The sequence below is a fragment of the Streptomyces misionensis genome, from assembly GCF_900104815.1.
Classification (GTDB): Bacteria; Actinomycetota; Actinomycetes; order Streptomycetales; family Streptomycetaceae; genus Streptomyces; species Streptomyces misionensis.
In genome coordinates this window covers 5,941,061-5,960,760 of the sequence record NZ_FNTD01000004.1, presented here as the reverse complement: position 1 = coordinate 5,960,760, position 19,700 = coordinate 5,941,061, and the positions used below count along the sequence as shown (strand labels likewise).

The 19,700-nt window shown below is 70.8% G+C and carries 14 protein-coding genes, 1 pseudogene and 1 CRISPR repeat array; of the genes and pseudogenes, 8 read left to right on the top strand and 7 right to left on the bottom strand.

The window, feature by feature from the left end:
* Positions 1-60 precede the first annotated feature (60 nt).
* From BLW85_RS28805 to BLW85_RS28785, 6 genes are read right to left on the bottom strand one after another with little or no spacing between them, the layout of a single operon-like run.
* Complete coding sequence (locus tag BLW85_RS28805; RefSeq protein ID WP_074993757.1) at positions 61-2,403, bottom strand: peptidogalycan biosysnthesis protein; 2,343 nt, start codon at positions 2,401-2,403, stop codon at positions 61-63.
* 50 nt (positions 2,404-2,453) lie between these two features.
* Positions 2,454-3,005 carry a P-loop NTPase family protein gene (locus BLW85_RS38530; protein WP_143060471.1) on the bottom strand — a complete coding sequence of 184 codons (552 nt, stop codon included), beginning with the start codon at positions 3,003-3,005 and terminating at the stop codon, positions 2,454-2,456.
* The gene (locus BLW85_RS38910; RefSeq protein ID WP_074993753.1) at positions 3,002-3,814 is read right to left on the bottom strand and encodes an HAD family hydrolase; all 813 of its coding nucleotides are present in this window, start codon (positions 3,812-3,814) and stop codon (positions 3,002-3,004) included. The genes BLW85_RS38530 and BLW85_RS38910 overlap by 4 nt, the downstream gene beginning before the upstream one ends.
* Positions 3,811-4,506, bottom strand: a complete 696-nt coding sequence (locus BLW85_RS28795; RefSeq protein ID WP_070021890.1) for a class I SAM-dependent methyltransferase — start codon at positions 4,504-4,506, stop codon at positions 3,811-3,813. Before BLW85_RS28795 ends, BLW85_RS38910 begins: the two co-directional genes overlap by 4 nt.
* Positions 4,507-4,529: 23 nt before the next feature.
* Positions 4,530-6,395 carry a B12-binding domain-containing radical SAM protein gene (locus BLW85_RS28790; protein WP_079172442.1) on the bottom strand — a complete coding sequence of 622 codons (1,866 nt, stop codon included), beginning with the start codon at positions 6,393-6,395 and terminating at the stop codon, positions 4,530-4,532.
* Between the two features lie 25 nt (positions 6,396-6,420).
* The gene (locus tag BLW85_RS28785; RefSeq protein ID WP_070021889.1) at positions 6,421-7,413 is read right to left on the bottom strand and encodes a thymidylate synthase; all 993 of its coding nucleotides are present in this window, start codon (positions 7,411-7,413) and stop codon (positions 6,421-6,423) included.
* A 367-nt stretch (positions 7,414-7,780) separates the two neighbouring features.
* Here BLW85_RS28785 and BLW85_RS39540 point away from each other — a divergent pair, with 367 nt between their 5' ends.
* The 5 genes from BLW85_RS39540 (at position 7,781) to BLW85_RS28765 (ending at position 11,998) form a co-directional block, all read left to right on the top strand.
* Complete coding sequence (locus tag BLW85_RS39540; protein ID WP_167381440.1) at positions 7,781-8,521, top strand: hypothetical protein; 741 nt, start codon at positions 7,781-7,783, stop codon at positions 8,519-8,521.
* On the top strand, positions 8,518-9,303 hold the full coding sequence (locus BLW85_RS39535) for an energy-coupling factor transporter transmembrane component T family protein (protein WP_074993751.1): 786 nt from the start codon (positions 8,518-8,520) through the stop codon (positions 9,301-9,303). Before BLW85_RS39540 ends, BLW85_RS39535 begins: the two co-directional genes overlap by 4 nt.
* Positions 9,300-10,169, top strand: a complete 870-nt coding sequence (locus BLW85_RS28775) for an energy-coupling factor ABC transporter ATP-binding protein (protein ID WP_070021886.1) — start codon at positions 9,300-9,302, stop codon at positions 10,167-10,169. Before BLW85_RS39535 ends, BLW85_RS28775 begins: the two co-directional genes overlap by 4 nt.
* Positions 10,166-10,999: an energy-coupling factor ABC transporter ATP-binding protein gene (locus BLW85_RS28770; protein ID WP_074993749.1), complete on the top strand. Its 834-nt coding sequence runs from the start codon at positions 10,166-10,168 to the stop codon at positions 10,997-10,999. The genes BLW85_RS28775 and BLW85_RS28770 overlap by 4 nt, the downstream gene beginning before the upstream one ends.
* A 561-nt stretch (positions 11,000-11,560) precedes the next feature.
* A complete protein-coding gene (locus tag BLW85_RS28765; RefSeq protein WP_107409349.1) occupies positions 11,561-11,998 on the top strand; it encodes a hypothetical protein in 438 nt (145 codons plus the stop codon).
* A 48-nt stretch (positions 11,999-12,046) separates the two neighbouring features.
* Here BLW85_RS28765 and BLW85_RS39810 read toward each other — a convergent pair.
* A pseudogene (locus BLW85_RS39810) lies at positions 12,047-12,181 on the bottom strand (ATP-binding protein); the annotation flags it as partial.
* A gap of 74 nt (positions 12,182-12,255) precedes the next feature.
* Positions 12,256-13,930: direct repeats of the CRISPR family, unit length 29 nt; unit sequence CGGTTCACCTCCGCCTGCGCGGAGCGGAC.
* Between the two features lie 216 nt (positions 13,931-14,146).
* Here BLW85_RS39810 and BLW85_RS28755 point away from each other — a divergent pair.
* The 3 genes from BLW85_RS28755 to casB all read left to right on the top strand — a co-directional run bounded on the left by BLW85_RS28755 (position 14,147) and on the right by casB (position 19,697).
* A complete protein-coding gene (locus tag BLW85_RS28755) occupies positions 14,147-17,083 on the top strand; it encodes a CRISPR-associated helicase/endonuclease Cas3 (RefSeq protein WP_074996239.1) in 2,937 nt (978 codons plus the stop codon).
* Between the two features lie 217 nt (positions 17,084-17,300).
* Positions 17,301-18,893: a type I-E CRISPR-associated protein Cse1/CasA gene (gene casA / locus BLW85_RS28750; protein ID WP_208624912.1), complete on the top strand. Its 1,593-nt coding sequence runs from the start codon at positions 17,301-17,303 to the stop codon at positions 18,891-18,893.
* Between the two features lie 66 nt (positions 18,894-18,959).
* Positions 18,960-19,697 carry a type I-E CRISPR-associated protein Cse2/CasB gene (gene casB / locus BLW85_RS28745; protein WP_074993745.1) on the top strand — a complete coding sequence of 246 codons (738 nt, stop codon included), beginning with the start codon at positions 18,960-18,962 and terminating at the stop codon, positions 19,695-19,697.
* The last annotated feature ends 3 nt before the right edge of the window (positions 19,698-19,700 follow it).

Sequence of the window (19,700 nt, the reverse complement as noted above, 5' to 3'; positions counted from 1 at the left end):
CGGGGCCCGCAGGGGGTGCCGCGCCGGCCGGCCGGCACCCCTCGGCGAGTGCCGTACGGGTCAGAGCGGGGTGACCCGGCTCAGCTCCCACTCCCCCTCGTCCATCCCGCCGCCCGCCTCGGCCCGCACCGAGTCGGCCAGTGCCTGGTCGGCGGCGGCGTCACGGGTCAGGCCGGCGCCCCGGACCAGCGGCAGCGGCAGCACCGCCGCCCAGACCGGGTGGAGCCGCGCCCCGCGCCTGACCTTGGCCTGCACGGCGGACAGGCCCAGGTGGAGGGTGCTCAGCCCGTGCCGCTCCATGTGGCGCAGCGGGCCGTAGTACACGGCGTTGAAGTACTCGTACGCGTCCCGGGTGCGGGTGTAGTCGAAGCCGGCCACCCGGGCGTAGAGCATCTCCCGCCAGGCGAAGGCGACATGTCCTCCGACCAGGTCGCCTTCCTCGTCGACGACGCGGAAGACCGTGCTGAGCCCGTCGAGGTGCTCGGCCTGGACCTTGAGGAACGTCAGGATCTCCGTCAGGTCCAGGGAAGCGTCGTACCGGTCCATGGTCTGGCCGATCAGCGGGGCCAGTTCGTCCACGCACTCCGACAGCGGCGCCGTCTCCAGCCGCAGCCCGGCCTGCTCGAACCTGCGCACCTCGTAGTCGCGTTTGCGGACGTTGCGCCCGAGCAGCCGCCGGTACGACTCGAAGGTGCCTCCCTCGTTGTGCACCACGGCCTCGGCGCTGCGCAGCTGGGCCCGGACCGGGAACAGACCGGCGAGCAGCCGCAGGCTGTCGGTGGTGAGGAAGTCGAAGAGGAGGGCGTCGCGGCCGAGTCGGGCGGCGTGCTCCGCCAGGCCCTCCACCAACTCGGCGAGCGCCTCCCGTCGTTCGGCGTCCGTCCCGGCGAGCAGGAACTCGTTGTGGTACCCGGTGCGCGTGCCGACGCGCAGGACCTCGCGGTCGGCGGCGACCGGCGGGAGCGGCGGGGCGTTCTCGGCGGGGAAGTCGTAGGACGGGGTGGCGGCGCGCAGTGCGCCGCCCGACGACACCACGGTGTAGGTGGCCGTGGCGAAGTCGGGGCGCTCCTGCCCGGCGAGCCAGCCGTGGCTCTGGTAGAAGCAGGAAGCGGGCACCAGGGCGTCCCAGGTGCCGCGTTCGATGTCGCCGATCGACGGCAGGTGCCTTGTCTCGGTCATGGCCGGGGCCTCCTTACGCACCGTCCGGTCCCCGGGGTGGTGCACGTGTTCACAGCTGCCAGTCCTCCGTGTCGACCCCGCCGACCACGTGCCGCGCGTACGCGGCCCCGAACGCCTCGGTCTCCGCGCGGTTGCGTTCCCGCACGGCGTCGGGGTCGGCCCCGAGGGGCTGGTCCACGCCCACGAGCACCGTGTACAGCGGGACCGGCTGGGCCCCCGGCTCAGCTTGGCCTCGAAGGTGCCGAGACCGAGGTGGATGGCGCGGGTGGTGCGCCCCGTCCCCTGGGCGATCGGGTGGTAGAAGACCAGGTTGAAGTAGTCCGCCTTGTTGGCGTAGCCGTAGTCGAAGCCGGCCACCCGGGCGTAGAGCATGTCCTGGTGGCGGTAGCGCAGGGCGAAGCCGACGGGGCCCTCGCCCTCCTCGGCCAGCAGCAGCGTGCTGCGGTCGCCCAGGTACCGGCCCTGCCGGCCGTAGACCTCCGCGGCCCGGGCGACCCCGTAGTCGTGACCGTGCTTGCGCATCAGCGCGCTGTTGAGCGGGGCGATGCGGTCGACCACCTCGGGCAGTGCGACCTCGCGCACCGTGCGCCCGCTCTCGCGGAAGGTCCGGACCTCGCGCCGGGCGCGCGGGCGCCGTTTCGCGGGAAGCCAGGCGTAGTAGTCGTCCAGGTCGTCCCAGAGTCCGATCGGGAGCACCGTCTCCACGTCGTGGAAGAGCAGGACGGCCCCCGCGTGTTCATGGGCGCGGGCGATGTCGAGCGCGTCCTCGCGCGGCAGGTAGTAGTAGGCGAGCACGGACGCCTCGGCCTGCTTGGCGAAGTTCAGGGCCTCGGTGGTCAGCGCCTCGACGGCCGCCGTCCGCTGCTCGGGCCCGGCGTCCGGGCGGTGGACGACCTGGCCACGGAACTCGGACCAGCCCGCCCCGATCGCCAGCGGGCGCGAGGCGACGGCGGCGTGGCGCTCCTCGTCGACGAGCCCGGCCAGCAGGTCGGCGGGCGTGTACAGCGCGTGCGGGGGCCGGGTGAAGGTGTACGCCTCGAGACCGGCCGCGACGGTGCCGTCGGCGTCGTGGGCCATGATGTGACGGGCCTGCGCCCCCTGCGGGAGTTCTTCCTCCCGTACGCCCTGGAAGCCCGCGGTCGAGTAGATGGTGGACCCGGACGCGAGAGCGTCCCAGTCGGCGCCGGGCAGCTCCCCGACTGTGTTGTAGGTGCGGACATCCATGGGTGACTCCCGACGTTGACAAGCGGATTGTTCCATCGGCCCGGACTGGATCACCGGGCGGTCCGGCCGACGAGGTCCCACACGTCGCCGCCGCGGAACCGGATGAGACGCACGTCGGACCCCGACAGGCGGACGAACAGGTCGTGGTTGGCGCGCCGTTGTTCCGCGCGCACCTTGAGGGCGTACCAGAGGATCGAGCGGGGGCCGACCACGGTCCAGAAGGTCTCCCGGGTGCCGCCGTACAGCTCCTCCCGGCGTATCCAGCGACGCAGGGTGCGGCGCAGCAGCCGGGGCCAGGCGATGTACAGCGGCGGGTCGACCCAGATCACGCAGTCGGCGGTGTGCGCGTAGGCCGCGACGGCGGCGGGGAACTGGCCGTCGACCACCCAGCGCTCGGCCTCCAGCGCCTTTCCCACCTCCGCGACGAACGTGTCCTCCGGCACCGGTGTCCAACCCGGGCCCCAGAAAAGGGTGTCCAGGCTGACCGGGGGCGCGTCGGACTCCGTCAGCAGTCCGGCGAGGGTCGACTTCCCGCAGCCCGGCCCGCCGACTATCCATACTTTCCCCGCCGGCGGGCTGCCCGGAGGGTTCACTTCACTCACAGCAGGTTCCTCTCCACCCACTTGGCCACCCCGTCCTCGTCGTGGCCGGCCGTCAGTTCCGTCGCCGAAGACCGTACGACAGAAACGGCGTTGGCCACCGCCACCGCCGTGGCGGCCGAGCGCAGCAGGCTCAGGTCGTTGGGTGCGTCGCCGAAGGCGACGACGGTGCTCCAGTCGAGACCGCGGCGGTCGAGGAGCCACGAGACGGCGGACCGCTTGTCCGCGCCGGGCGCCGACACCTCGACGAGTCCGGCGTCCGACGAGGTCCAGCACAGACCGGCGGGGTCGAGGAGGGAGGGCGGGGGCGGCTCGGGGCAGAGGACCATGAGGCAGAGGACGTCCTCGTCGTCCGGCACCTGCTCGATGCGGGGCGCACCGGCGCCGCCGCTGCTGAGGACGTCCGGCCAGTCGGGGCCGAGCAGCCGCCCGGAGGGGCGGTCCACCGCCCAGGGCACCGGGCCGAGGAGCGCGAGCGCCTGGCGCACCCGGGCCGGTGCCATGGCGCGGACCCGCCGCGGCCGGGGGTCGTCCAGTTCGCCGGTGACGGCGCCGTTCGAGGAGACGAGCGACGCGCCCAGGCCGCGCAGCGGCAGCAGCACCTGCCGGGCGGACCAGGCGGGCCGGGCGGTGGCGAGGACCAGGTGCACGCCGCCCGCCACGGCGGCGCCGAGCGCCCTGCGGGTGCGTTCGCCGATCTTCCCGTCCGCGTTCAGCAGCGTGCCGTCCAGGTCCGAGACGACGACCGCCGGGCGGGCGCCCCCAGGAAGGTGGGGGCGCCCGCCGGTCCGTGCGGTGTCCGTGGAGGTCACGGGGTCGATTCGGGGACGGTGGGCAGCGGCATGCGGTGCACGATGGCGGCGGCGTACCGGTGGTAGTGCCACTCCTCGTAGCCGAGGTGGCTCTCGCCGCGGATGCCGAGGTCGGCGTTCTCGAAGAGCTGCCAGCCGGGGCGGTCGACGATGCGGTCCATCTCCTCCCGGGGCGGGTAGTAACCGCACGTGCGCTCCTCGTCGTTGAGCCCGATCAGGTACTCGCCGAAGAAGATGCCGCGCGGTGCGACCATGTCCATCGCGTGATGGATCAGCGCTTCCAGGGTGTGGGCCCGGTTGGGGGGCATCGACCACAGGCCGCTGCCCAGCACCAGCTGGAACTCGCCCGAGGCCGGGAGGGTCATGTAGTCCTGCTCCACGATGGTGCAGTTCTCGGCGAGGCCCTCGGACGCCAGCCGCTCCCGGAGGCCGACGACGTCGTGGTGGCCGTCGACGAGGTCGAACTCGCCCCCGTCCAGGAAGAGCGCGTCGGTCTCCACGGCGACGACCTTCCAGCCGGCGCGGAGCAGGGGAAGGGCGAACTTGCCGTCCGAGGCGCCGAGCACGCAGGCGGTCGGTCGCACCCGGCGGACGTACTCGCCCATCGGGATGTAGCGGGCGAGGGCGGGGAAGTACGAGTAGTACGGACCCCAGTAGCTCTTCTCGTCGACGTCCAGCACGTGGTCGTTCACGGCATTCCTTCCGCTGGTGGGCGTCATGCGCCTATGGGGGCCGCCGACTCGGCGGCGCTGTTGCGGGTGCTGCCCCATCGCTTGGCCGAGGCCTCGTGGATGAACCAGATGTCGTCCTCGTCCAGGAGCCGGGAGACCACCTCGGGGTACGCCTCCTCGAAGTACGTGTAGGGCGGCCGGTTGTCCTTGCGCGAGTGGTAGTCGAGCCGGTCCTGCCCGTGTGCCGCGGTGATCGCGGTACCGGGGTGGTAGGTGAGGATGTTCGGGCTGGCCATGACGAGCAGTTCGTCGTCGATGAGGCGGCCGATCTCCTCGATCGTCTCCTCGATGGTCTGCCGGTTCTCGCCGTCGAGTCCGAACAGCACGGAGCTGCCGACGCGGATCCCGTGGTCCCTGATGGTGGTCAGGGCCTCCCGCACCTTGCTCACCCAGGCTTCGGGGTTGCGGCGCAGCAGGTTCTTCCCGACGTTGCGCATGACCTGCTGGGCCATGCTCTCGATGCCGATGTAGACGTAGGTGCAGCCGTTCTCCCTCATGAGGTCGAGGGCCTCGTGCACCTCCTTCGCCTTGGCGCGGTTGAGGACGACGTCCACGGTGAGCTGCGCGCCCCACTCGAACGACCGTACCTCCGGCCGACGGGCCCGCAGGCGCGCCAGTTCGTGGCAGAAGTCGGTGATCGCCTTCCAGTTGCCGCCCCAGAAGACGGGGTCGTCGAAGAAGGCCGCCTCCGTTCCCCAGTCGACCAGTTGCTCGATCCGCCGCGCGACGTGCTCGGTCTCGGACACCGCGAACCGCGTGGGCCGCTGCGACACCTGGATGCTCTCGGAGCAGAAGGTGCACTTGAAGGGGCAGGCGTCCAGCGTCATCATGTGGGCGGTGCGGCTGCCCAGGGGGGAGCTGCCCGCGCGGGTGAAGATCCCGAACCGGGCCCGCACGGAGAACGCCTCGTACGGCGACGGAAGTTGGGCCGCGCCGAGACGCTCCCCCTGCACGGGGACGAGCACGGCTTCCTCCGCGGTGAGCCCGACGATGCTGCCGAGCCCCTTGGTTCCCCCGTCATGGGTGGCGACGAGGTCGAGCGCGTCGAGGACCTCCTCGACGGGGGTGGGCCCGAACCCGGGGGTGGCCACCAGCCCGACCGCACGTAACAGCAGGTCGAGGAGGGGAGATCCGTCCCCCGCCACCACGAAGTCGACCACGGGCCGGGCGCGGCCGTCGCGGATGACCTCGACCGTGCTGCTCCAGGACAGGTCGGCCGTGCCGTCGGCGTGCCGGTAGCGGACGGTCTCGTCGGCGTGTCTGCCGCCGAGGATCACCAGGCAGCCCGGTGCGTGCTCCTTGGCCAGCTCGGCCATCTCCAGCGCGTAGCGGTGGCCGGCCGACACCGAGCTGAGCAGCAGCACCTTGGGCCGCAGCGCCCTCAGTTCGGTGATGAACGCCTCGCGGGCCACATCGTCCCAGATGCGCGGGTCGAAGACGTGGCCGTCGGTGGTACGGCTGTCCGCCACGAGCACGGAACGCGGTCCGTCCTCGGCGCGGCGGTAGGCGTCGTCCGGGTAGCGGCCCCAGTCGGCGGCGACGTCGTCCAGCGACGGCTGCGCGGCGAGACCTCGCACGAGGCGGGCGACGGACCGTTCGATGGTGAGGGAGAGGGCCGAGTAGAGGCACATGGGGTCGCCGGGGTAGGCGACCTCCCCGCCACGGCTGGTGGCGACGGGGGCCAGGGCGGCCATGATCGGAAACAGGTAGGGGTCCCGGCCCGGGCGGGCGGCGGTGGCGCCGGCCCGCTCGAAGAGGTCGCGCCGGCGGGAGAGGCGGTCTGCCAGCTCCTGCCGGGCGGCGGGGTCGGGACATCGCGGTTCCAGGGGTGGACGAACCGTCAGTATCACGTGAGGTCCCTGCGCTTCGGGGGGATCAGATGGCCGAGATCAGCTCGGCGACGGCGGGCTCGGCGGCCCGGCTGGTCACCAGGGAGGTGGTGTCGCCGAGCTTGCGGTAGGCATGGGTGGCCAGACAGGCGCGGGCCACGTCCGCGAAGTCGGTGACGGCCGGCGTCGCGGCGATCTTGTCGACCGTGGCGGTGTCCTGCGCCTGGGCGGCCTCGCGCAGCCGGGATTCGAGGTCGACGAGTTCCCGCGCCGCCTCGCGGGCGCCCTCCGGGGTGGTGGGGAAGGCCGGCAGAGCGGCCGGGAGCGCCGGGTCGTCCACGATCTTCCGGGCGAGTGCGGTCTCGTTCTCGTAGAAGTGGAACGTGCCGGCCTGGTGGATGTACCGGCCGGCGGGCACGCCGAGGAGTCCGGCGGCGTACTGCTGCATGCCCATGAAGAGGAAGGCGTCGTAGGGCAGGACGGTCAGCGCCTGCTGGGCGCGCATCACGGTGAGCCAGACGAGGGCCCCGTCCCGCAGGAAGAGGTGCACGCCGACGGCGCAGGGGTACTCCCGCGACTGACGGAAGTTGTCCTGCGGCTCCAGGACCAGAGCGAAGGCCCGGCGGTGGGCGGGGTCGCGCTCGATGCGGCCGACGACCTCCTCCAGCTGGTTCCCGTTGGCCGTGATCAACCGGTGGCCGAAGGCGCCGCTGAGGGTGTGCTGGTCGTCCGAGTACTCGTGGGCGCCCCGGCGGTAGTACGCGGGGGTCTCCACGTCGTTGCGGCCGTCGAGCGACCAGGCGAGGAGGCCGAAACAGTACGAGAGGTTCACCGGCAGGTGCGGGGTGACCGCGAGACAGGACGTGGGGTTCTCGATCGTGCTGCGATGGGCGATGAGTTCGCGGTAGGGGCGGTCGTTGCGGCCGAAGTCGGATGCCTTCGAGAGCGGGTCGCGGACCGACGGGATGTCACTTCCCTCGTCGAGGACCGCCTGGAGACCGGACGTATAGGCATCAGCAAAAGAACGGAAAACATCCATGCCGCGTTCCCCTTAATTTTGAGAGTTGCCCGAGGGATGGGATGGGTGAAAAGTTCACTTCGCGTCAACTCGGACAAACCATCGTGGCTTGTTGGCCAGCTGCCCAAGTGATCCCACACCAGCCACCCAGCCATTGTCAACCAACGCCTGAAATACGCGAGTTACAGTCACAGCAACCCGAGAAGCCCATGAATCAGGAAAATCACGGGCGCCGTTGACATCCATTGGAGAGGCCCTGCTAGTGTGCGCGCTTGAATTTCCAGTAATCACCTCGCTTCCGTTGGAATGAGGTCAAAGAATGGCTGGTTTCAATCGCTCCGCTCCCCCATGGCTGAACGAGCGGTGGCGTATAGGGTGGGGCACCGGCGTGGTGCTCGTGACCTACGCGGGGCTCATCGCCGTCCACCCCACCTCGACGCATGGCGTGGGTGGCCCGATCGCGCTGCTGGCCCTGGTGGGATACACGCTCGGTGCCCTCCTGATCGTCTCCGGCGCCGTGGCCCGGCTGCCTCCCACCACCGTGGCCCTGTTACCCGTGGCCATCACGGTGAACATCGTGATGGGCAAGATCGTCTACTTCAGCGGCCTGCCCCTGCAGCTCGACTCCATCGGAACCGTGCTGGTGGGAGTGGTCGCGGGGCCGGCCGCCGGGGCCGCGACCGGGGCGCTCGCCAGTGTCATCGTGGGCATGACGATCACACCCGGCGCCCTGCCCTACGCCGTGACTGCGGCCATGATCGGCTTCACCGCGGGCACGCTGGCACGCGCGGGGCTGTTCCGGCGGCTCCCCACAGCGGTGCTCGCCGGTGGCCTGATCGGTGTGGTCGCCGGCGTCATCTCCGCCCCCATCACCGCCTTCGTCTTCGGCAACGCCAGCGGATCGGTGGGCCAGTCCGCGCTGATCGCGACCTTCCAGGCGTTCGGCAACGGCATGCTCAAGGCCGCCACCCTGCAAGGACTGGTGGCGGATCCGCTCGACAAGGCACTGACGGTGGTGCTCGCGATGGCCATTCTCAAGGGCCTGCCACCGGGATTCCTCCACCGCTTCCCGTTCGTCCGGGACCGGCACATCCTGGCGCCCCGGCCCGACCTTGTGAGGGCCGGGTGAAGGCCGTGCGGGACACCACACCCGCGACCGGCGCCTCCGGCATTCACCGGCTCAATCCCCTGACGAAACTCGCCTTCGCCGTCACCGTGACCGTCTGCGCTTTCGCCGTGGTGGATTACTGGTGGCCCCTGCTGCTCTTCGGCGCCCTGCTCCTTCCGGCCGCGATCGGCGCGGGAGTGTTACGGCGTTTCCTGCTCCTGCTCGCCACGTTCTGGGTTCCGGTTGCCGTGGTCCTGTTCCTGGTCCAGGGATTCTTCCTGCCCGATGCCCATGACGTGATTGCCCAACTCGGACCGCTGAAACTGAAGAGCGAGGGCGTCTCCTTCGCCTTTCTGACGGCACTGCACATCCTGGTGCTGATGGGCGGGTTCTTCCTGCTGCTCCTCACCACCCACCCCGGGGCCTTCATGAGCGCCCTGAGCGAACGCAGGGTGTCGCCGAGCCTCATCTACATCGCGTCGGCGGCGCTGCAGATCGTGCCGGCGCTCAGCCGTCGCGCCACGCGCATCCTCCATGCCCAGCAGGCACGCGGCCAGGTGATCCACGGTCTGCGCGGCCGGGCGCGGGCGCTGATACCTCTGATGGGACCGCTGATCCTCGGCGCCTTCACCGACGTGGGCGAACGCGCCGCCGCCATGGAGACCCGGGGGTTCGGCGCCACCCGCCACCCCACGAGCCTCACCACGGTCCCGGACAGCGGGGCACAACGATGCCTGCGCGCCGCCTTGATGCTGTGCGCCGTGGCCGCGGTCACTGTGAACGTGTGGGGAGTCATGCGTTGATCGAAGTCAAGGGTTTCTCCTTCACCTACCCCACCGGCTCCCGGCCGGCGCTCCGCGACATCGAGTTCGAGGTCGGTCCCCGCGAACTGTGCGCGGTGGTGGGCGGCAGCGGCGCGGGCAAGAGCACCCTGGCCGGCGTGGTGAGCGGCACCGTTCCCCATCTCACCGGCGGCACGGCGGAGGGGGCGGTCCAGGTCAACGGCAGGGACCTGGCCGACACACCGCTGTCCGGGCTCGTGGGCGAGGTCGGGCTCGTCATGCAGAATCCGTTCAACCAGATCTCCGGCGCCCGCTTCTCGGTACGCGAGGAGATCGCCTTCGGCCTGGAGAACCTCGGCGTCCCACGGGACGAGATGACGGCCCGGATCGACCCCGTCCTGCACGACCTCGGGCTCGCCGGGGTGGCCGACCGGTCGCCGTACGAGCTGTCGGGCGGGCAGCAGCAACTGCTGGCCATCGGCTCGATCCTGGTCATGCGGCCCACCGTCATGGTGCTCGACGAACCGACCTCGCAACTGGACGCGGCCGGAAACGCGCTGGTCTTCGAGGCGCTCGACACCCTCAAGGAGAAGGGCGTCACCGTCCTGCTGATCGAACACCGGATGGAACGACTCGCCCGCGCGGCCGACCGCGTCCTCGTGCTCGACCGGGGGGCGATCGTGGCGAACGGCACGCCCGAGGAGGTACTGGCGGACGAGCGGCTGGAGGAGTGGGGAGTCGCACCGCTGCGCTACACGGTGGCCGCGCGCCGTGCGGCGGACCGGGGACTCTGGCCGGCCCGAAGGCCGCTCCCGGTGACGCTCGACGCCGCCGCCGCGGGATTCGGCGAGACGGTGGGCCGCCCCGACCGAGGAGACTGGCGATGATCATACGGATCGATTCCCTGACGTTCCGCTATCCCAACGGCACCACGGCCCTGGACGGGGTGTCCTTCTCCGTCGAGGCCGGTGAACGGGTGGCGATCGTCGGCGCCAACGGCGCGGGCAAGAGCACCCTCGCCCGTCACCTCGTCGGCATCGAACGTCCGGCCTCCGGAACCATCGAGATCGACGGACGGCGGGCCGACGGCCTGGGCATCGCCGAACTCGCCCGCACCGTCGGTTTCGTCTTCCAGAACCCGGACGACCAGCTCCACGCGGCGAGCGTCGACAAGGAGGTGGGGTTCGGCCCGCGCAACCTCGGCTTCCCGCCGGCCCGCCGCGCGGAGCTGGTCGAATCCGCCCTGCGCAGAACGGGTCTGACGCGGTGGCGCGACACCCACCCCCACCACCTGTCGCTGGGCGAGCGCAAACGGGTCGCCCTCGCCTCGGTCCTCGCCATGGACACTCCGGTCGTCGTCCTCGACGAGCCGACGACCGGCCAGGACCACGCCTCCGTCGTCCTGCTGGGCAACCTGGTCGACGACCTGGCCGCCGACGGCCGGACCGTCCTCGCCATCACCCACGACATGGACTTCTGCGTGGAGCACTTCGACCGCGTCCTCGTCCTGCAGAACGGCCGCATCGCCTGGGACGGCCCGATCACCGGCTGGCTCGCACACGTCGCCGCCACGGACGGCCAGGGCCTCGAACTCCCCCAACTGGCCCACCTCGGCCGCCGACTGGGCTGGGAGGGCCCGGTGACCACCGTGACGGACTTCCTGCAACGCCTGGCCGCGGAGACCGGGCCCGCGCCGGTGACGTCCACCGCCCCGTGAGGGCGCCGACGGCCAGGGGCCGCGGCCATTTCCCCGGCCGGGCGCGTCACCGTCGCCTGGGCGGGGGCGCCGGCCCGGGCCCGGACCGACTGCTCCATGGGCACGCGTCTACAAATCATGGGCCGCGGATGCGGTACGGCTTGGGGATCACTGGACCAGACCAGCCTGAGTTCGACGTGGCGTGGGGTGGTCGAGCGTGCGCGGGCACCCGGTGCCCCGTGGCCTTTCGCGCCGCTGGACGGAACGATGTGCGAGGCGGCCTGTCGGGCTGGAAGGTGGCCCCTTGGTTTCCATGTTGCCGCGCAGGCTTTTGGCGTTCTCCTTGCAGGTGGCGAGGCCGAGCAGGTCGAGCCAGGTCACCGGGTTGAGGACGTACGCGCAGGGGTTGGGCCCCGCTTCCAGGCCATGAGGGTCGGGGGAGACGTAGCGGGCGGTCTCGGGTAGTACTGGCGGAAGTGGTTGTAGTGCACGCCGCCGGTCTCGGCGTCGGCCCGGTTGTGTGAGGTTCCGGTCCAGGTCCGGAGACGTTGATCGTCAGTGGCAGATGTCAGAATCCGTGGCGTGCCAGACGCTGACTACTTCTCTGCCGCCGATGATGAGTCCGCCGTTGCCGTGATCGAGGCTGGTGGACCGGTCCGTGCAGGGCTGGACGTGATCTTCCTCAAGGACATCGATCCGGTCGATGCCATCGCCCGGGTCGAGGCTGTGATGACCGGCTGCAGTTATCAAGAGGTAAGCCGGCGCCCGAGGGTGGGGCAGCTGTTGTCCTCTGAGGACGTCGACACGCCGTTCGTCCTGACCGTCTCGGACACGCTTTGCGATGCCCTGGTCTCCGCCTCCGGAGACGACGTCGCGGCCGCGGCCGAGGCTTGGTCTGGGAGGGGTGGGGGTGTCGGACATGATGCGGCGACGGCAGCTGTGGTCCTGGAGGCCCTGACCGGCCTGGCCAAACGGGCTCGCGCCGCGGACCTGCGCCTTTATTGCTGGTGGACTCTGTGACGGCTCACTCCCGTCCGGCCCGGTCTTAGTCCGCAGCTCGCGTCGGGCCCGGATCCGGCGGGAGTCGCCGGTGAGCGTGAGGACCTCGGCGTGGTGGACCAGGCGGTCGGTCATCACGGCCGCGACGACGTCGCCGGAGAAGGTCTCTCCCCAGCGTCCGAAGGGCAGGTTCGAGGTCACCATCACTGTGTCCCTGCGGCTCACCTACGCGTCAGCGGAGCGGTCGTCGCCTGCACCAACCCCACCGGCCAGCACCGCGGTCCACCTCCGCGTAAGCGGAGCGGACCACGAGCCCGACGATCCAGGGGGCGAGTCGACCGGTTCACCTCCGCCTGCGCGGAGCGGACATCACTGCCCTCCGGATCCGGTCGTTGACTCCGGTTCACCTCCGCCTGCGCGGAGCGGACGGGGCGGGGCGGCAGCTCGGTAGCCCCGCCCCGGGTTCACCTCCGCCTGCGCGGAGCGGACCGCGGCATGGTCTACAAGCGCGACACGGTCGACGGTTCACCTCCGCCTGCGCGGAGCGGACGGCTCGACGCGGAGGCTGACGTTTCCGCTCTACGGTTCACCTCCGCTTGCGCGGAGCGGACGCCCTCCTCGGCGCCGTCGTCGCCGGGCCCGGCGGTTCACCTCCGCCTGCGCGGAGCGGACGAGTCGGCGGCCAGCTGGTTCGCGGCGGTGATCGGTTCACCTCCGCCTGCGCGGAGCGGACTTGTTCAGGTAGCCGGTGAAGACCTGCACCCACGGTTCACCTCCGCCTGCGCGGAGCGGACGCCCGCACCCGCCTGCCCAAGCAGGTCAACGTCGGTTCACCTCCGCCTGCGCGGAGCGGACGACGGCGGTATCTACGTCCTGGCCCTCGGCGGCGGTTCACCTCCGCCTGCGCGGAGCGGACGTCAACGTCTACGACTACCTCAGCCCCGGCTCCGGTTCACCTCCGCCTGCGCGGAGCGGACGCCGTGGCCACGGCGCCGGCGGTCTCGATGGCCGGTTCACCTCCGCCTGCGCGGAGCGGACTACGGCTTTCCTCAGTTCGGAACAAAGGATTACGGTTCACCTCCGCCTGCGCGGAGCGGACGCTTCCGCCGGCTGCGTGGTGGCCCGAGCGGGCGGTTCACCTCCGCCTGCGCGGAGCGGACATCACCGACGTGATGAACCAGGCCCAAGCGGACGGTTCACCTCCGCCTGCGCGGAGCGGACGTCAGCAGGTACAGGTCGGTGATCTCCTCGATCGGTTCACCTCCGCCTGCGCGGAGCGGACGGCTTCGTTCCACGGCTGGGTGGCACCGGTCCCGGTTCACCTCCGCCTGCGCGGAGCGGACGAGGCGAGCGGTACGGACGGGAAGCTGGTGCCCGGTTCACCTCCGCCTGCGCGGAGCGGACGTCCGTAGCGGGTGACGGCCTGAAACAGCAGCTGGTTCACCTCCGCCTGCGCGGAGCGGACGACCCCCACCGCCGCTCCGGCGGCTGGCGGGCCGGTTCACCTCCGCCTGCGCGGAGCGGACGGGAGCATCTTCGCGGTGGTCTTGCGCAGCCACGGTTCACCTCCGCCTGCGCGGAGCGGACGACGGCGGTGTCGGCCCAGCGCGGGTCGGTGTCGGTTCACCTCCGCCTGCGCGGAGCGGACACGCCCGGCGGCTGGAGGCGGAGATGTGGTGGGTCTTCACCTCCGCCTGCGCGGAGCGGACACAGTACGTCCCCGGCCACGGCCTCCAGCGGGTCCTTCACCTCCGCCTGCGCGGAGCGGACACGCGCCCCTCGACCCTCCCCGGCTCCGCTCCTTCTTCACCTCCGCCTGCGCGGAGCGGACACACCACCGTGTCCCAGTGCTTGTCATGATGGAGCTTCACCTCCGCCTGCGCGGAGCGGACACCAGACCGATGACGCCCGGATGAGCGTCGACTTCTTCACCTCCGCCTGCGCGGAGCGGACACACTTCCTGACCTGCGATGTCAGAAGGGCTTGACACTTCCTTTACCAACGCTGTTGCGGCGCATCAGAGTCTCCCTGACCTCGATCAAATCGCGGCGTCTCAGAGAGACGCGCCACGACGGTGACAGAAGTCAGACTATCTCCGGCATGGAGACGGCGGTGGAAAGTCCGCAGGTGGGGCCGTGTTGTCGGTGGCTGCTGCTAGAAGTTCTCGGTATGAGCGATGTGGTGGTCCCGGACCAGGTGGATGTGCGGGTGTGGGGCAAGGAGCGGGGACTGCCGTATCCGTACCCCTTGATCTGTCATCTGCTGGATGTGGCAGCGGTGTTCGGCGCGCTGTGGGATGTCCTGTTGCACCCTCGGTTACGAGCGCGCGTCGCGGGGGAGCTTGGGCTGGGTGTGGGCGAGGCGCGAGCGGTGCTGGCGTGGTGGGCGGGTCTGCATGATCTGGGGAAGATCACGCCACCGTTCCAGGCGCAGGTGCCGGATGCGTTCAGGGCGTTGACGGGCGACGGGGTCTACGTTGCGGCGGCAGGGGCCGAGAGGTTGGCGGGGTTCCGGCACGAGCTGGGGACGCACTGGGCGTTGGTGTCATTGTTGGCGGAGGCCGGATATCCGGTATCGCGGGTGCAGGCGCGCAGTCTGCCGCATCAAGTGGCCCAGTTGCTGGGCGGGCACCACGGGTGTTTTGCAGATGTGGTGCCGCCCCGGCAAGCCGCGGCAGCCGGGCAGTATCAGGCGGGGCTGGGGCAGCGCGGGTGGCAGGAGCAGCGGCGCTGCCATCTTGAGGCGGTTCGGCGGGTAGTGGGGGCCGAGACCGTGCCGGCAGGGCAGCTGTCGGCGGCGACGTCGGTGCGGGTGTACGGGCTGGTCGTATTGGCGGACTGGCTGGCCAGCAGCGTCGAGTGGATCCTGCCCGGTCTGCCGTCCAGGACGTGGCCGGGCAGTGCGGAACAGTTGGATGCGCACTACCGGCAGGCTGCGCGGGACGCGCCTGGCGTGGTGGCGACGGCGCGACTGGGCCGTACCGAGTTCCCGCGTAAGAAGGCTTTGAAGTTCGAGGAGTTGTTTCCGTTCACGCCGAACGCATTGCAGCAGGACATCGCGGAGGTCCTGCCCGGGCTGGTGGGGCAAGAAGGCTCGGGACTGGTACTGGTGACAGCGCCGACAGGCGACGGGAAGACGGAGGCAGCCCTGTTCGCGGCCGCGACGCTCGGTCGGGCCTCGGGGGCGCGAGGGGTGTACTTCGCGTTGCCGACGATGGCGACCGCGGACCAGATGTTCCCCCGGGTGGCCTCGTTCGCCGAGCGCGTGCTGACCGGGGAGCGGGCCCTGTTGCTGATGCACAGCGCGGCCTGGCTGAGCCCCGCGATGGACGGCGTCCAGGGCGGACGCGCGACGGACACCTGGAGCCTCAAGGAGACCGTCGGACAGGGTGAGCAGGACGCGGATGCGTCAGACGATGAGTTCAGTGCGGCTCCGGCCACTGCGGTGGAGGCGCGTGCATGGCTGCGGGAGGGCGGCAAGCGGGGTTTTGTCGCGCCGTTGGGCGCGGGCACGATCGATCAGGCTCTCGCTGCGGTCCTGCTGGTCTCCTTCAACGCGCTGCGTCTGTTCGGCCTGTCGGACAAGGTGCTGATCGTGGACGAGGCGCATGCCTACGGGCCGTGGATGCAGACGCTCATGGTCCGCCTTCTGGAATGGCTGGGGGCGTTGCGGGCGCCGGTGGTGCTGCTGTCGGCGACGTTGACCGGCCGCTCCGCCAGTTCCCTCGTCGACGCGTACCGGCGGGGTGCCGGCTACACCGCGCCCTGCAACATTCAACCGGCCTACCCAGGCTGGCTGTTCACGGACGCCGCGACGGGAGAGGTGTCGCATGCGCGCGCGGTGGCGACCTTGCGCCCACGCACCCTGGACCTGTCGCTGCGGCAGGTGACCTGGGACTGCGATGACAGCGAAGCCCGGCTGAAGCCGGGCGGGCGACGCGGCGTACTACGTGAAGTCCTTGCTCCCGTGGCCGAGTTCGGCGGGACGGCGCTGGTGTGCTGCACGACCGTCGCTGAGGCACAACGCACCTTCCGCGACCTCCGCAGGGCGTTCCCGGCCCTGGCCCGCAGGAAGGGCGGGCTCCGGCTGCTTCACTCACGCTTCCCCGGCCTGCTGCGACAGGAGATCACCGCCGACTGCGAGCACGCCTACGGAAAGCCCGGCCCGGACGAACAGCCCTGTGCGCGGCCTGCGTCGATCCTGGTGGCGACCCAGATCGTGGAACAGTCACTGGACTTCGACTTCGACCTCGTGGTCAGTGACCTCGCTCCGCTGGCCCTACTCCTGCAACGCGCTGGCCGCGGACGGCGCCACGCCCGCGGGGCGGCCGGACGGCCCCACTGGGCGCGAGCGGAAGAGCGGCCTGCTCTGGTCATCCTGGAGCCCACCGGGCCGGACGGTGCGACCGAGCCCCCCAGGTCGTGGGGAGACGTCTACGACCACTCGCTTCTGCTGCGCTCGGCCGCCCTGCTGCGGGAGAAGGCAGGGCAGGGAATCGCTGTTCCCGGGGACGTGCAGCACCTCGTGGACGCCGTGTACGCGCAGGACTTCACCGATCGGCTGAAGGAGGCCGGCGGGGAGGAGGCCGAGGCGGCCGCGCGGCGGCTGCACGCACTCGACCAGCGCCGGACGGGTGCTCAGATCGCGGAGGAGACGCTCGCCGTGATGACTGGGATCAGTCCACCGTATGCGGTACGCGGTGATCTGTCCCTCCTGAGCAAAGGCACCGCGGAGATGACCGCGGAGTTGCTCACCACCCGGCTCGGTGCCGACACCGGACGCCTGCTCATGCTGTTCACCCAGGATGCGGGGGGAGTCTCGCTCGACGAGGACGGGCGACTCCCGATGCCGGACAAGGGTGCTCCGGACCGGGCGGCGGTGCGACGGATCGTCGCGCGCGCCGTACCCGTACCCGGCAGTTGGCTGCCTCCGGCTGGCGAGCGGCCCGACCTTCCTGCGGCCTGGCGCAAGCAGACCCACCTGCGTGACCTCGTCCTCGTACCCATGGTCCGTACGGCGGAGGGCAGCGAGGGCGCAGTCTGGCACGGTCAACTCGACGGCAGACGCGTCGAGTTCACGCGCGAGACCGGAATCGATCGAATTTGACCGAGGTCACCGAACCGCTTGAGCTGTGCCAGGCACCCTTGGATGATTGGACCAGGCCCGCCCCCCGGCACTGGGAGACGAGGGGTGGGCCGGACGAGCCCGCTTGCGCGAGCAGAGGGGAAGCACCGGCGGCGAGCTGTGGCACGCACCCGGTTCACCCCCGCTCACACGGGGCCCTCGATACCCATTGTGCCAACCCGCCCACCGCAGGAGCGTGATGTTCACGGTGTCCACCTTTCCCCTTGACGAAGCACCGTGGATCCCGGTCCTGTGGACTCCGGCCGCCCAAGCAGGCGGCAAGCACCTCCCGCCGCTGGTCGGCCTGCGCACCGTGCTGGCGCGCAGTCACGAGATCAGCTCGCTCGCCATCACCGAACCGCCGGCCTACTCCGCGGTCCTGCGCACGCTGTACGCGCTCACCGCCCGGGTGTGCGCGCTGGATGAGGACGACGACGGATCGGGAGAGGACTGGTCCGAGCGCCGTCTGAACATTCTGGACACGGGTCGTCTGCCCGCCGACGGCATCATCGCCTACTTCGACGCCTGGGCGCACCGGCTGTGCTTGTTCGGCGAGCGGCCTTGGATGCAGGACCCGCGCCTGGCCGAACAGTGCGATCCGGCGCGTTCGGCCGGGGTCAACAAGCTGGTGCCGACCCGGCCTTCCGGAAACAATCACGCCTGGTTCACCCACGTTCAGGACGGCGACCCTGACCCCGTCCCCGCCGGTGAAGCCGCCCTGAGCCTGCTGACCTGGCACTACTACGGCCCCTCCGGACGAGGCTCCGCCCGCACCGTCGGTGGAACCGCGAGCGCGAACATGAAGGCGGGCCCGCTGCGCGGCGCGCTCTCCTACCATCCCGAGGGCTCCACCCTCTTCGAGACTCTCCTGGCGGGCCTCCTTCACCCGGACCCGCAGGTGAGCCGTACGACGGACCGCTGCATGTGGGAGTGGGAGGAACTGCCCGACCCGGACGCGCCACCGCCCCCCGTGCAGGGGCCCTGCTCGCGGCTGACGGCCGTCTCCCAGCATGCCCTGCTCCTGATCCCCGACCCGGACGACGAGAACGTCGTGACGGATGCCTTCATCACCTGGGCCTACCGCGACGGGCGTCTGCCGCGCGACGACCCGTTCCTGATCTGGCAGATCAGCCAGCAGGGCAACCCCTATCCCCGGCCTGCGGATTCGGGGCGCGCGCTGTGGCGGGACATCGACAGCCTGCTGCTGCTCAAACCCGGCGGCACGGCCCAGGCCCGCCACCCCGAAGTCTTCTCCCCTTCCCATGCCCTGGAAGTCTCCGACGTGCTGGACAGGCCACTGGCCGTGCGTGCTCTCGGCTTCGAGCAGGACGGGCAGGCCAAGGACCGGCAGTTCGTCGCCGGGCTGACCCCGCCCGTCCTTGACCGGGCCGAGGAAACCAACCCGGCCGTCGCGCCGGCGGTCGGCTGGCTGCGGCGCACCGGCGAGCTGTACGGGCGGCGCGTGCAGTACGCGGTGCGCCGTGCCTGCCAGCTCTACACCCGTGAGACCAGGCCGAAGGAAGCTGACAACTGGGCAGAGCGGGCCGCCGCCTTGTACTGGCCGCACGCCGAGGAGGAGTTCTGGTCCCGCTTCGACGGCCTCGATCCGAGCGGCGCGCTCCTCGTCGAGGCCGGACTGGACCGTAACGCTGCCAGGCGGGCGTTCTTGCGGATCGCGGAACGGGCCTACGCGAGCGTCACCGAGCCGGTGTGCCACACCCAGCGCGGTGCGCGCGCTGTCGCCGACGCCCGTACCGAGCTCTACGGCGGCAACCGGCGTCCGCGCTCCTGATCCGCCCCTGTCCGTCAGACCGCTGGCCGTGCCCAGCCGCAGCGGCCGTCCCCGGAGGAACTCCCGATGACCATCACCGCCCCACCTGTCACCCGGCTTTCCCTGTACCGCACATACGTCGAAGAGATCACCGCCAGGTGCGGTGCCGATCCCGGTGTCCGGGTCGCTCTGCGCAAGGGACTGCGCCGCGGGCTGAACGACGTCGGCTCCATGCACCGCATCGTCGCCCCGTGGTTGCCCGAAGAGAGGGGAGAGGCGGAGGAGCGTGCCTTCTACGCCGTGGCCGCGATGATCGCCGACCGGCCCCGCCACTCCTTCACCACCCCCGACACCGACGCCGACGAGACGACGCCGGAGCCCGACGGACAGGACTTGCCGGCCGCCGGCAACGAGCCGAAGACATCATCGACGGCGGGCAAGGAGGCGGAACCCGCAGAAGGGCGGAAGCCACCTGCGCGAGCCCGCCGGGACAGCCTGGGCGCTTCCTTCGCCCGTGCCGTCGTCGCGCAGGGCGGACAGACCGGGGTCCGTCAGGACACGGCCGAAGCCCGCCTGAACCTCCTGACCCGACAGAGTCTGGAGGGAGTCCACCGTCATCTGCCCGGCAGCGTGCGACTGTTGCGCGCCAGTGACACCGACATCGACTTCGCCGTCCTCCTGGCCGACCTGGCGGCCTGGCCCCGGTACTCCAAGGCCATCTCCCGGCGCTGGCTCCAGGACTTCTACCGCATCCGGAACTCCGCCATCGAAGCCGCCGCCCGCCGCCACGACAGCGAGGACGACGAGACCGGCGACCCGAACTGACCT